Here is a 12,261-nt window from a genome sequence, read left to right on the forward strand (position 1 = left end):
TCATGCCGGCCCCGTCCCGGCATCCACCGGGCCGCAAAACCGAACGGGTGGGATGTGCGGCACGGTCGCCCCCGGGACAAGCCCGGGGTGACGGAAAGTGCTCGTGATTTTGGCGAGACAGCGGTCACGGGAGTAAATCCCGTGTCGTCGGACGCGGCGGACCGCGCCGGCCGGCAGTTCGCGTCGCTTGCGCGACCGCCGCGCAATGTGCGCGGCGCGCTCCCTACTTCTTCCGCTTGAAATCCACCGCGACGACGTTGGATCCGTCCTCGACCGGCTTGTGGATCGGCTCGTCATTTTCGGCGGTGTCGTGCGGCTCGGGGCCTTCGGGTACGTCCTGCGCCTGGAAGCGGAGTTCGAAATTGACCGCCGGATCATGGAAACCCGTGATCGCCGAATAAGGAATTACCAGCTTGGAGGCGACCTGGTTGAAGCTCAGGCCGACCGAGAAGCGCTCGTCGTCGACGACCAGATCCCAATAGCGGTTCTGCATCACGATCGTCATCTCGTCGGGAAAGCGCTCGAGCAGCCGCTGCGGGATGTCGACGCCGGGCGCCTGCGTCTTGAAGGTGATATAGAAATGGTGCTCGCCCGGCAGGCCACCATTGGTCGCCACCGACCCAAGGACACGGCCGACCACGGCACGCAGGGCTTCCTGTACGATATCATCGTAGGGAATCAGGCTATCGGGCATGCCATCGCTCATGCGCCCTTGGGTAGCGCGGTTTGATGGCGGGTCAAGATTGCATGAGCCCCCGAGCGCGCTATGGGAGACGAATGCGCACCGCCACGATCAGCCGCCGGACCAGCGAGACCTCCATCGACGTCTCGGTCAACCTCGATGGAACGGGGGCGTTCCAGATTTCGACCGGGATCGGCTTCTTCGATCACATGCTCGAACAATTGAGCCGCCACTCGCTGATCGACCTCGATGTGAAGACCGTCGGCGATCTGCATATCGACCAGCACCACACCGTCGAGGACACCGGGCTCGCGATCGGCGCGGCGATTCTCGAGGCGCTCGGCGAAAAGCGCGGGATCCGGCGCTATGCCGACGCGCATTCGCCGATGGACGAGACGCTCACCCGCGTCGCGATCGACATTTCGGGGCGGCCGTACCTCGTGTGGAAGACCGAGTTCTCGCAGAAGCGGCTGGGCGAGATGGACACCGAGATGTTCGAGCATTTCTTCCATTCGTTCGCGCAGACCGCTGGCATCACGCTGCACATCGAGACGCTGTACGGGTCGAACAACCACCACATCGCCGAGGCGGCGTTCAAGGGCGTCGCGCGGGCATTGCGCGAAGCGGTCGAGCTCGATTCCCGCAAGGCGGGCGTGATTCCCAGCACCAAGGGGACGTTGTGATGCCCCCCTCCCGCTTGCGGGAGGGGCTGGGGGAGGGCCTGTCATTGGCTTGCGCGGTCCCGACATTCCCTCCCCTAACCCCTCCCGCAAGCGGGAGGGGGATTTGACCCTCGCCCTCATCGATTACGGCGCGGGCAATCTGCACTCGGTCGCCAACGCGCTGAAAGCCGCGGGCGGCACAGACGTGCTCGTCACCGCCGATGCCGACGCGGTGCTCAAGGCCGACCGTATCGTCCTGCCCGGCGTCGGCGCGTTCGGCGCGTGCGCTGCCGCGTTGCGCGCGGTGCCAGGGATGGTCGAGGCGCTCGAGCAGCGCGTTCGCCGCGACGGCGTACCCTTCCTCGGCATCTGCGTCGGGATGCAGCTGATGGCCGACACCGGCGAGGAACACGGCGTTCACGCCGGGCTCGGCTGGGTCGCCGGCACGGTGCGGCACCTCACTCCGAACGACGCGACCGCGAAAGTCCCGCACATGGGCTGGAACGACGTCGTCCCGACCGTCGACCACCCGCTGATCGTGCCGGGCGAAGCCTATTTCCTGCACAGCTACGCCTTCGACGGAGCCGACACTTTGGCGACAACCGAGCATGCTGGATCCGTGACCGCCGCAATCGGCCGCGACAATCTGCTCGGCGTGCAATTCCATCCCGAAAAGAGCCAGCGCTACGGTCTTGCGCTGCTGGAGAGGTTCCTGACGTGGCGTCCCTGATCATCTTCCCCGCGATCGACCTCAAGGGTGGCCAGGTCGTCCGCCTCGCCGAGGGCGATATGGACCGCGCGACCGTGTATGGCGACGATCCCGCAGCGCAGGCGATGCTCTTTGCCGAGCAGGGCGCCGAATATCTCCACGTCGTCGATCTCGACGGCGCGTTCGCCGGCAAGTCGGTCAATGGCGAAGCGGTCGCCGAGATCGTCAAGCGCTTCCCCGGCCATGTGCAGCTGGGCGGCGGCATCCGCGATCGCGCCGGAATCGAGCGCTGGTTCGATATGGGCGTGTCGCGCGTGGTGATCGGAACGGCCGCTTTGGAAAACCCCGAGCTGGTGCGCGAGGCTGCGCGCGATTTCCCCGGCGGGATCGTCGTTGCGGTCGACGCCAAGGACGGTTTCGTCGCGACCAAGGGCTGGGCCGATGTCTCGACCGTCGAGGTCGCCGATATGGCGCGGCAGTTCGAGGATGCCGGCGTGGCGGCGTTGCTGTTCACTGATGTCGGGCGCGACGGGATGCTCAAGGGCGCCAACGTCCAGGCGACGGTCGATCTGGCGCGCGCGGTGAAGATTCCGGTGATCGCCAGTGGCGGCGTCAAGGGGATCGCCGAGATCCATGTGCTGGCGCTGCATGCGCGCGACGGGATCGAAGGCGTGATTACGGGCCGAGCACTGTATGACGGGCGGCTCGACCTGGCGGCGGCGCTTGCCGTGGCGGCGGCGGCGTGAGCCGATGGCCATCTATCTGACAATGAGCGCCAGCTTCACCATTGGCGGCGTTTGGCTAGTTCGGGCCGACATCCGCGATGGCTCTACGGGACTGAACGGATTCACGGGAATTGAGCGGAATCAACAGCCCATTGCATTCTGGGCAATCATAACCCTTCTAACTGCCCTGACTTCGGCAGTCGCCGTGTGCGCAGTGATGACAGTTCTGGAATCGAACAAATGACCGTCCGTGCCCGTGTCATCCCCTGCCTCGACGTCGCCAATGGCCGCGTCGTCAAGGGCGTCAACTTCGTCGACTTGAAGGACGCCGGCGATCCGGTCGAACAGGCGCGCGCCTATGACGCCGCCGGGGCCGACGAGCTCTGCTTCCTCGACATCGGCGCGAGCCATGAGGCGCGCGGCACGATCCTCGATGTCGTGCGCCGCACCGCAGAGGTGTGCTTCATGCCGCTGACCGTCGGCGGCGGGGTGCGATCGGCCGAGGATGCGCGCGCGCTGCTGCTCGCGGGTGCCGACAAGGTCGCGGTCAATTCCGCCGCGGTCGCGCGGCCCGAACTCGTCGCCGAGCTTGCCGACAAGTTCGGTAGCCAGTGCGTCGTCGCGTCGGTCGATGCGCGGCGCGTGGGCAACGGCTGGGAAGTGTTCACGCATGGCGGCCGGCGCGCGACCGGGATCGACGCGGTGGCGCATGCGCTGCGCCTCGCCGGACTCGGCGCAGGCGAATTGCTCGTCACCTCGATGGACCGCGACGGGACCAAGAGTGGGTTCGACCTCGCGCTGACGCGCACGATCGCCGACCAGGTGCGCGTGCCGGTGGTAGCGTCGGGGGGCGTCGGCGGGCTCGCCGATCTCGTTGCGGGGATCTGCGAAGGCCATGCCAGCGCGGTGCTTGCGGCGTCGATCTTCCACTTCGGCGAGTTCAGCATCGCTCAAGCCCATGCGGCGCTCGGTGCGGCGGGAATTCCGGTGCGTCGGCCGGTGGCGTGATCCCCGTCACCCCGGGCTCGACCCGGGGGCCGGAAGCAGATCGCTCGCGCTGCGCGATCGACGTCTCGCCTGGATCCCGGATCCAGCCCGGCATGACGGAACGTTAAGAGCCAGAGGGTATCCTTCCATCATGCGTTTCCTCATCGCCCTCCTGCTTGCCACGCCAGCGCTCGCCGCACCGCATAGCGGTGTCGTCAAGGTTCGCACCGGCCCCGAACTGTCCGACATCGTCCTGTTCGTCGTCGCGGCCCTCGGCGTGTGGCTCGTCCGGCGCGCGATGCGCGCGCGTTTCGCCAAGCGCGACGCGCGCAAGGATTGACGCAAGCACGCGCTTGGGCCAGCCCCGGTGCATGGCCGAAGATACACTCGACATGTTAGAAGCGACGATCCGCGCACGCCGCGGCGCCGACCCCACGACCTCCTACACCGCCAAGCTGTTCGCGCGCGGTCGCGGCAAGATCGCGCAGAAGGTCGGCGAGGAAGCCGTCGAGACCGTCATCGCTGCGTTGACCGAGGACAAGGCCGCGCTCGTCGGAGAGGCGACCGACCTGATGTTCCACCTGCTGGTGCTCCTCGCCGACTGCGATGTCTCGCTCGATGACATTCGCGCCGAGATCCGCCAGCGCGAAGGCGTGTCGGGGATTGACGAGAAGGCCGCGCGGAAACCCACCTGATCTTCAGCTTTTGGAGGACGCCATGCCAATCGATGCCACCCAGCCGTATGACGACCAGAACGTCTTCGCCAAGATCCTGCGCGGCGAGATCCCCGCGACGCGGCTCTACGAAGACCAATACGCCATCGCCTTCCCCGACATCGCCCCGCAGGCGCCGACGCACATCCTGGTGATTCCCACGGGCGCCTATATGTCGTGGGACGATTTCAGCGCACGCGGCTCGGATGCAGAGATCGCGGGCTTCGTCCGCGCCGTCGGCACGGTCGCGCGCGATGCCGGGCTGGTCGCGCCGGGCTATCGCCTGCTCGCCAATACCGGGCTCGATTCGCACCAGGAGGTGCCGCATCTCCACGTCCATATCTTTGCCGGTCGACCGCTCGGTCCGCTGCTCGCGCGCTAAGGGGATTGCGCGCGCCTGTTTAGGCTTTAGGCTCGCGTCAGGTTCGAGCGCTACGCGCCACTGCTGGGGATCCGACTGAATGCTGTTTGACCGCGTAAAATCTCTCGACGCGATTCTCGCGACCGCCGAAAAGAAGGGGCTGCACCGATCGCTCGGCGCGTTTCAGTTGACGATGCTCGGGATCGGCGCGGTGATCGGCACCGGGATCTTCGTGCTGACCTCGGAAGCCGCGCAAAAGGCCGGGCCGGGCATGTTGCTGAGCTTCATCGTCGCGGGGTTCGTCTGCGCCGTCGCCGCCCTTTGCTATTCGGAGCTCGCCTCGATGGTCCCGGTCTCGGGATCGGCCTATACCTACACCTATGCGGTCACGGGCGAATTGCTGGCCTGGATGGTCGGCTGGGCGCTGATCCTCGAATATGCGGTCGGCGCGAGCGCGGTCGCGGTCGGCTGGTCGAACCACTTCATCGGCTTGCTCAACGGGCTGGGGCTACACGTGCCCGCCGCGATAAGTAATGCCGATGCGCTGATGGCGCATGTCGCGATCGCCTTCGGCGCGGTGCCGAGCGCCGATCTGACGACGGCGATGGCGACCGGTGGCTGGGTCAACATTCCCGCGGTCGTGATCGTCGGGCTGGTCACCTGGCTGCTCGTGCTCGGCACGACCGAGAGCGCGCGCGCCAATGCCGTGCTCGTCGCGATCAAGATCGTCGCGCTGACGGTCTTCGTGATCCTGACGATCCCGGTGCTCAAATCGAGCAATTTCGATCCCTTGATGCCAACCGGCACCGTCGGCGTGTTCGGCGCCGCAGCGTCGATCTTCTTTGCCTATGTCGGCTTCGACGCGGTCTCGACCGCCGCCGAGGAAACCAAGAACCCGCAGCGCAACGTGCCCATCGGCCTGATCGCGTCGCTCGGCATCTGCACGATCTTTTACCTGCTCGTCGCCACCGGCGCGATCGGCGCGATCGGCGCGCAGCCGGTGATGAGCGCTGGCATCCCGCTGTCGCCGGGCTCGCCCGAGCTCGCCGGCCGCTGCGCCAGCATTGTTGCAGGCGGTGCGCTCGAGCCTTTGGTCTGCTCGAAGGAAGCCCTGGTCCATGTGCTGAGCTCGATCGGCTGGCCGGGTGTCGGCCGGCTCGTCGGCCTGGCCGCGGTGCTGGCCTTGCCTTCGGTCGTCTTGATGATGATGTTCGGCCAGACGCGCGTGTTCTTCACGATGGCGCGCGACGGCCTGCTGCCCGCCAAGCTCGCCTCGGTCCACCCGAAGTTCCGCACGCCGCACGTCGTGACGGTCGTCACCGGCATCGGCGCGGCGCTGGCTTCGGCGGTGCTGCCGGTCGGCAAGCTTGCCGATTATTCGAACTCGGGGACGCTGTTCGCCTTCTTCATGGTCGCCGTCTCGGTGATGGTGCTGCGCAAGACCGACCCGACCCGCCGCCGCCCGTTCCGCACGCCGGCGGTGTACATCATCGCGCCGCTCGCGATCATCGGCTGCCTCGGGCTGTATTTCTCGCTGCCGCTGACCGCGATCCTCGTCCTGCCGGGCTGGGGTGCGATCGGGCTGGTGGTGTATTTCGTCTACAGCCGCTCGCGCAGCCATGTCGGGCGCGGCCTGACCGAAGCCGTTTCGGACGATGAGCTGGAGCCCGCGCCTCCGGGCGCCCGCTGAGGCGGACGGGACCGCATACGAAAAAGGCCGGGGAGCGATCCCCGGCCTTTTTTGTGTGACGCCCTGAAGCCCCTCCCTGAAAGGGAGGGCTGGGGGTGGGTCGGCCCGTAGTCGGGCGGAGCGCTCCTGCTGAGAGCAACCCACTCCTCGATCCCCTCCCTTCCAGGGGGGGGCGGAAGGTAGGCCCCGTCAGCCGAGCTTGGCCGCCACCAACGCCTTCAGGTCGACCTGCGCGCGCGCGCCGTAGTGCGAGATGATCTCGGCGGCGCAGACAGCCCCCATCTTGAGCGAATCGGCAATGCCCTTGCCCTGTGCCTGGCCGCGCAGGAAACCCGCTGCGAACAGATCGCCCGCGCCGGTCGTATCGACGACGCGCTCGATCGGCTCGGCGGCGACGCTGACGGTCTGCCCGCCCGAGACCGCGATCGCACCCCTTTCGCTGCGCGTGACGACGAGCATCGGCACCTGCGACGCCGCCGCGGCGACCGCTGCATCGAAATCCTGATCCTCCATCAGCGCGGTGATCTCCGCCTCGTTGGCGAACATGATGTCGATCAGGCCGTCGGCCATCAGTTGGCGGAAATCGCCGCCGTGGCGCGAGATGCAGAACACGTCGCTGAGCGTGAAGGCGACCTTCCGCCCGGCCGAGCGTGCGACGTCGATCGCAGCGCGCATCGCCTGGCGCGGCTCCTCGGGATCCCACAGATAGCCTTCGAGATACAGGATCGCCGCATTGGCGATCAAATCGCGGTCGAGCGCGGATTCGGGGAGGAACTGCGACGCACCGAGAAAGGTGTTCATCGTGCGCTGGCCATCGGGGGTGACGAAGATCAGGCAGCGGGCGGTGGTCGGATCGCCATCGCGCGCGGCGGTGGTGAAGTCGATCCCGACCGCGCGGATGTCGTGCGCGAAGATGTCGCCGAGTTCGTCCTTGGCGACCTGCCCGATGAAGCCACACTTGCCGCCCATCGCCGCGATCCCCGCAACGGTGTTCGCCGCCGAGCCGCCGCTCGCCTCGATCCCCGGGCCCATCTTGGCGTAAAGCGCGTCGGCTTCCTCGGGCGAGAACATCAGCTGCATCGAGCCCTTGGTCATCGCGGCTTCGGCGAGGAAGGAATCGTCGGACTGCGACAACACGTCGACGATGGCATTGCCGATCGCGACGACGTCATAAGTGGGCTGGCTCAAGGATGGTCTCCGCAAAAAAGGTCTCTTACCGTGTGCCGTACCGGGGGGGTGGAACGTGCGCAACTCTCCGCCGCCGCGGCGCAAGCCGACGCCGGGGTGACGGGCGCGTGGGAGGCGGCTAGGACCAGCGCCATGTTGCGTGCGCTCCTCCTCTCGCTCGGCCAGCTCGGCGATCGCAAGATCGTCGCGGTGTTCCTCAAGTCGCTCGCGCTGACCGTGGTGCTGATCGCCGCGCTCAGCGTCGCTTTGTGGTATGGCGCGACGCAGGCGGCGGCGGATTGGGGCTGGGATCCGGCCGCGGGCGGTGTGCTCGGCGCGGTCGCGCTGCTCGCCGCATTCGGGATCAGCTGGCTGCTGTTCCGCGCGATCGCGATCGCGGTGATGATGGCGTTCGCCGACGATGTCGTCGTCGCGGTCGAGGCGCGGCATTATCCGGCCGCGCTCGAGACCGCGCGCAGCGTCTCGGCAGCACGCGGGATCGGCCTCGGCCTGCGCTCGGCAGCGCGCGCGATCCTCGTCAACCTCGCGCTCGCGCCGGTCTATGTCGCCTTGCTCGTCACCGGGGTCGGCACCTGGCTCCTCTTCTTCCTGGTCAATGGCTGGCTGCTCGGACGCGATCTCGGCGAGCTTGTTGCGGCGCGCCACGTGCCGCCTGCGCTGATGCGAGACTGGCGCAAGACGGGCGCGGTCGATCGCTTCGCACTGGGGGTTGCGGGGACCGCCCTGTTCATGGTTCCGATTGCGAACCTCTTCGCGCCGATCCTCGGTGCGGCGATGGCAACGCATCTGTTCCATTCGGGGCGAACGACATGAAGTTTTTCGGTGCAATTCTGGTCGGGCTGGCACTGTCGGGCTGCGTTGCGAGCACGTCGACGGCCCCGGTCGCGCGCCCGGCGATGGTGCCGATCCCGACCGGAACCGCGGGCCTCGGCGGCGTGGTCGGCGCGACCGCGGCGCATCTGACCGGCCTGTTCGGCGCGCCCGTTGCCGATGTGCGCGAGGGAACGGCCCGCAAGCTGCAGTTCAACAATGCGACCTGCGTGCTCGACGCCTATCTCTACCCCAATGGCAAGGCCGAGCCCGTCGTCACCTATCTCGACGCGCGCCAGACCGACGGCTCGCCGATCGACCGCGCGAGCTGTGTGGGGGCGTTGCAGGTCGGGCGGCGGAAATAGGCTAAGCGCGCGTAAGCTCCGCGAACGCCCAGTTCGCTGCCTCCGCCACGACCGGGTTGGGATCGTCGCGCAGCAATGCGACCTGCGCGCGTAATCCGGGATCGCCGCTGTTGCCCGCCGCGATCAGGCAATTGCGCACCATCCGGTCGCGCCCGATACGCTTGATCGGCGAGCCCGCGAACACCTGCCGAAAGCTCGCATCGTCGAGTGCGATCAGATCGGCGAGCTCGGGCGCGACGAGTTCGGCCCGCGGCAGGAACGCGCGGTTCGCGCTCGCGGCGGCAGCGAACTTGTTCCACGGACACACCGCAAGGCAATCGTCGCAGCCATAGATGCGGTTCCCGATGCTCTTGCGGAATTCAAGCGGGATCGGCCCGGCATGTTCGATCGTCAGATACGAAATGCAGCGCCGCGCATCGAGCCGGTACGGCGCGGGAAAGGCATCGGTCGGGCAGGCGCGCTGGCACGCGTCGCACGAACCGCAATGGTCAGCGACCGGCGGCGGAAGCGCCCCGAACGCGGCGATGTCGAGCGTCGTGTAGATCGCGCCGAGAAACAGCCAGCTCCCCTCCTCGCGGCTCACCAGATTGGTATGCTTGCCCTGCCACCCGAGCCCCGCCGCCTCGGCGAGCGGCTTCTCCATGACAGGTGCTGTATCGACGAACACCTTGAGGTCGATCCCCGGCGCCTCCGCCACCAGCCAGCGCGCGAGCGCCTTCAGCGCGCGCTTGACGACGTCGTGATAGTCGCCCCCTTGCGCATAGGTCGAGATGCGCCCCACCCCGCCCTCGCCCGCCAGCGCGAGCGGATCGGTCGCCGGGGCGTAGCTCATCCCGAGCGCGATCACGCTCTTCACCTCGGGCCATAGCCCAGCAGGCGATTCGCGGTGGTGCGCACGCTCCTCCATCCAGATCATCCCGCCGTGCAGCCCCTCGCGCAGCCATTGCTGCAAGCGCTCGGCGGTCCTGGGCGCAGCGTCCGCCGCCGCGACCCCGCACGCGACGAAACCGAATTCGCGCGCCTTCGCCGCAAGGCGCTGTTCGAGGGGCAAAGCGTCAACCATTGTCGGCCACATAGCGTGTTCGCGCCGCGCTTGTCGAAGCCCGGCGCACTATTCTACACAGGCAATACAGCGCTCAGCATCGGGCGCGGACGGCGGGGGTCTTCTTGGACAATCATCTGGCGGTCAGCGCCTCCGGCCTGATCAAGAATTTCGGCGGGCGGCGCGTCGTCGACGGCGTCGACATCGCGGTGCCCAAGGGCGCGATCTACGGCGTGCTCGGCCCCAACGGCGCTGGCAAGACAACGACGCTCAGGATGCTGCTCGGCATCATCGAGCCCGATGGCGGCGAACGCACGCTGCTCGGCCATGATCGCCCGCGCGATGCGAGCGACCGTGTCGGCTATCTGCCCGAGGAGCGCGGGCTGTACCCCGCGATGCGCGCCAAGGAGGCGGTCGCCTTCATGGGCGCGCTGCGCGGCCTCGATCTCAAGACCGGGCGCAAGCGTGCGGTCGAGCTGCTCGAAGCGGCGGGGCTCGGCCATGCGGTCGAAACCAAGATCCGCAAACTGTCGAAGGGCATGGCGCAGCTCGTCCAGTTGCTCGGCTCGGTCGTCCACCAGCCCGATCTGCTCGTGCTCGACGAACCCTTTTCGGGGCTCGACCCGGTCAACCAGGAGCGGCTCGAGGCGCTGATCCTCGCCGAGCGTGATCGCGGCGCGACGGTGTTGTTCTCGACGCATGTGATGGCGCATGCCGAGCGCCTGTGCGACCGGCTGGCGATCATCGCCGGCGGCAAGCGCCGCTTCGAGGGCACCGTCGCCGACGCGCGCGGGATGCTGCCGATGCGCGCGCATTATGTTCCCGAACGCGACGATCCCGGCATCGCGGCGCATCTGCCCGCCGACGCCCGCCACGGCGAGCAGGGCTGGTCGTTCGAAGTCCCCGATGGCGGCGTCGAGCAGGCGCTCAGCCGGCTGATCGGCGCGGGCCACGGGATCGCCGGCCTCTCGATCGAACGTCCCGGGCTGCACGACGCCTTCGTGCGGATCGTCGGCGCGGCGGGGCAAGATGTGGCGAACCTCGGCAAGGCCGCGACGGAGTACACCGCATGAGCGCGCAGCCGATGAGCAATACGCGCCGCACGATCCGCCAGGCGATGACGATCGCGCGGCGCGATTTCGTCGCGACGGTGTTCACCCCGACCTTCCTGCTGTTCCTGCTCTCGCCGCTGTTCACGATCGGCTTCGGCCTCGTCGGCGGGATGGGCGCGTCGACCGTCGCGAGCGGATCGAGCGAGAAGACGCGAATCGTCGCGATCGTCCCCGGGGGGCAGCAGGACGCGATGCGATCGGCCGATGCGCGGTTGCGCGATGCGTTCCCGCGTGGCGACCGGCCACCCCTGCTGGCGATCGAGGTGCCAACCGCCGATCCCGAAGCGCAGGCACGCGCCGCGTTCAAGAGCCGCAAGGGCATCGATGCGTCTGCGACGCTGTTCGGCGACCTGACGCATCCGACGATCCTCTATGACGGCCAGGGCCGCGCCGATGCGCGCTATCTCGCCTCGCTTGCAGAAGCGACGCTGCGCACCGACCCGACGCAGACCAAGCCGCTGAGCACGGCAACGCTCACCTCGATCGCGCGCGCCGCGCCGACCGAGAGCGGCCACAAGCAGGCCGCCTTCATCGCGGTGTTCGGCATCTTCTTCCTTGCCCTGCTGCTGGCAGGCCAGGTCGTCGGCACGATGATGGAGGAGCGCAGCAACAAGGTGGTCGAAGTGCTCGCCGCCGCGGTGCCGCTCGAGGCGGTGTTCTTCGGCAAATTGCTGGGCATGTTCGGCTCGGCTATTCTCTTCGTCGGCTTCTGGACGACGCTCGTCACGCAGATCGGCGGGATCCTGCCCGCCCGCTACGCCACCGCGATCGGCGAGATCGGCCCCGCGGTCGGCGCGCCGATGTTCTTCCTGTTGTTCTTCGCCTATTTCGCGATGGCCTATCTGCTGCTCGGCGCGGTGTTCCTCGGGGTCGGCGCGCAGGCTTCGACCGCGCGCGAATTGCAGATGATGTCGCTGCCGATCACGATCATCCAGGTCGCGATGTTCGGGCTCGCATTGAAGGCGAGCGCGGCGCCCGACTCGACGCTCGCGAAGGCGGTCGAGATCTTTCCGCTCAGCTCGCCCTACGCGATGGCCGCACATGCCGCCAACCAGCCCGAGCTGTGGCCGCATGTCGCGGCACTCGGCTGGCAAGCGCTATGGGTCGCGATCGCGATCACCGTCGGTGCGCGCGCCTTCCGGCGCGGCGTACTCAAATCGGGGAGTGGTCGGCTGTTCGGGCGGCGCAAGACTGTTGACATGAGTGTCAGTTAGA

16 protein-coding genes are annotated in these 12,261 nt (G+C 67.6%); 13 read left to right on the forward strand and 3 right to left on the reverse strand.

Features of this window, described 5'->3' with window-relative positions; translation table 11 throughout:
• Positions 1-223 precede the first annotated feature (223 nt).
• The gene (locus ACVWYO_RS05680) at positions 224-706 is read right to left on the reverse strand and encodes an SspB family protein (protein WP_457349153.1); all 483 of its coding nucleotides are present in this window, start codon (positions 704-706) and stop codon (positions 224-226) included.
• Between the two features lie 71 nt (positions 707-777).
• Between ACVWYO_RS05680 and hisB the strand changes: the two genes are divergently transcribed.
• The 9 genes from hisB to ACVWYO_RS05725 all read left to right on the forward strand — a co-directional run bounded on the left by hisB (position 778) and on the right by ACVWYO_RS05725 (position 6,529).
• Positions 778-1,365 (forward strand): imidazoleglycerol-phosphate dehydratase HisB, encoded by a 588-nt coding sequence (gene hisB / locus ACVWYO_RS05685; protein ID WP_457349154.1) that lies wholly within the window; start codon positions 778-780, stop codon positions 1,363-1,365.
• Between the two features lie 103 nt (positions 1,366-1,468).
• Entirely contained in the window at positions 1,469-2,074 is a 606-nt protein-coding gene (gene hisH, locus ACVWYO_RS05690) for an imidazole glycerol phosphate synthase subunit HisH (RefSeq protein ID WP_457349155.1), read from the forward strand.
• Positions 2,062-2,799, forward strand: a complete 738-nt coding sequence (hisA, locus tag ACVWYO_RS05695) for a 1-(5-phosphoribosyl)-5-[(5-phosphoribosylamino)methylideneamino]imidazole-4-carboxamide isomerase (protein ID WP_189677138.1) — start codon at positions 2,062-2,064, stop codon at positions 2,797-2,799. The genes hisH and hisA overlap by 13 nt, the downstream gene beginning before the upstream one ends.
• Before the next feature lie 4 nt (positions 2,800-2,803).
• Complete coding sequence (locus ACVWYO_RS05700) at positions 2,804-3,022, forward strand: hypothetical protein (protein ID WP_457349156.1); 219 nt, start codon at positions 2,804-2,806, stop codon at positions 3,020-3,022.
• Positions 3,019-3,786: an imidazole glycerol phosphate synthase subunit HisF gene (hisF, locus tag ACVWYO_RS05705; protein ID WP_457349157.1), complete on the forward strand. Its 768-nt coding sequence runs from the start codon at positions 3,019-3,021 to the stop codon at positions 3,784-3,786. Before ACVWYO_RS05700 ends, hisF begins: the two co-directional genes overlap by 4 nt.
• A gap of 130 nt (positions 3,787-3,916) precedes the next feature.
• Positions 3,917-4,105 carry a hypothetical protein gene (locus tag ACVWYO_RS05710; RefSeq protein ID WP_457349158.1) on the forward strand — a complete coding sequence of 63 codons (189 nt, stop codon included), beginning with the start codon at positions 3,917-3,919 and terminating at the stop codon, positions 4,103-4,105.
• A gap of 31 nt (positions 4,106-4,136) precedes the next feature.
• On the forward strand, positions 4,137-4,460 hold the full coding sequence (locus ACVWYO_RS05715) for a phosphoribosyl-ATP diphosphatase (protein WP_457349159.1): 324 nt from the start codon (positions 4,137-4,139) through the stop codon (positions 4,458-4,460).
• Between the two features lie 22 nt (positions 4,461-4,482).
• Positions 4,483-4,860, forward strand: coding sequence for an HIT domain-containing protein (locus ACVWYO_RS05720; RefSeq protein ID WP_457349160.1), 378 nt, complete (start codon positions 4,483-4,485; stop codon positions 4,858-4,860).
• A 79-nt stretch (positions 4,861-4,939) separates the two neighbouring features.
• Complete coding sequence (locus ACVWYO_RS05725; protein WP_457349161.1) at positions 4,940-6,529, forward strand: amino acid permease; 1,590 nt, start codon at positions 4,940-4,942, stop codon at positions 6,527-6,529.
• Positions 6,530-6,718: 189 nt separating this feature from the next.
• Here the strand turns inward: ACVWYO_RS05725 and ACVWYO_RS05730 are convergent, their stop codons facing one another.
• Positions 6,719-7,717 carry an adenosine kinase gene (locus ACVWYO_RS05730; RefSeq protein ID WP_457349162.1) on the reverse strand — a complete coding sequence of 333 codons (999 nt, stop codon included), beginning with the start codon at positions 7,715-7,717 and terminating at the stop codon, positions 6,719-6,721.
• Positions 7,718-7,849: 132 nt separating this feature from the next.
• Between ACVWYO_RS05730 and ACVWYO_RS05735 the strand changes: the two genes are divergently transcribed.
• Both ACVWYO_RS05735 and ACVWYO_RS05740 read left to right on the forward strand, forming a co-directional pair.
• Positions 7,850-8,530 carry an EI24 domain-containing protein gene (locus ACVWYO_RS05735; RefSeq protein ID WP_457349163.1) on the forward strand — a complete coding sequence of 227 codons (681 nt, stop codon included), beginning with the start codon at positions 7,850-7,852 and terminating at the stop codon, positions 8,528-8,530.
• Complete coding sequence (locus ACVWYO_RS05740) at positions 8,527-8,892, forward strand: hypothetical protein (RefSeq protein ID WP_457349164.1); 366 nt, start codon at positions 8,527-8,529, stop codon at positions 8,890-8,892. Before ACVWYO_RS05735 ends, ACVWYO_RS05740 begins: the two co-directional genes overlap by 4 nt.
• Position 8,893: 1 nt before the next feature.
• Here ACVWYO_RS05740 and queG read toward each other — a convergent pair whose 3' ends face one another.
• A complete protein-coding gene (gene queG, locus ACVWYO_RS05745; protein WP_457349165.1) occupies positions 8,894-9,955 on the reverse strand; it encodes a tRNA epoxyqueuosine(34) reductase QueG in 1,062 nt (353 codons plus the stop codon).
• Between the two features lie 104 nt (positions 9,956-10,059).
• Here queG and ACVWYO_RS05750 point away from each other — a divergent pair, with 104 nt between their 5' ends.
• Both ACVWYO_RS05750 and ACVWYO_RS05755 read left to right on the forward strand, forming a co-directional pair.
• Entirely contained in the window at positions 10,060-11,007 is a 948-nt protein-coding gene (locus tag ACVWYO_RS05750; RefSeq protein ID WP_457349166.1) for an ABC transporter ATP-binding protein, read from the forward strand.
• Positions 11,004-12,260, forward strand: coding sequence for an ABC transporter permease (locus ACVWYO_RS05755; RefSeq protein ID WP_457349167.1), 1,257 nt, complete (start codon positions 11,004-11,006; stop codon positions 12,258-12,260). Before ACVWYO_RS05750 ends, ACVWYO_RS05755 begins: the two co-directional genes overlap by 4 nt.
• The last annotated feature ends 1 nt before the right edge of the window (position 12,261 follow it).

The organism is Sphingomonas sp. UYP23 (genome assembly GCF_054059235.1).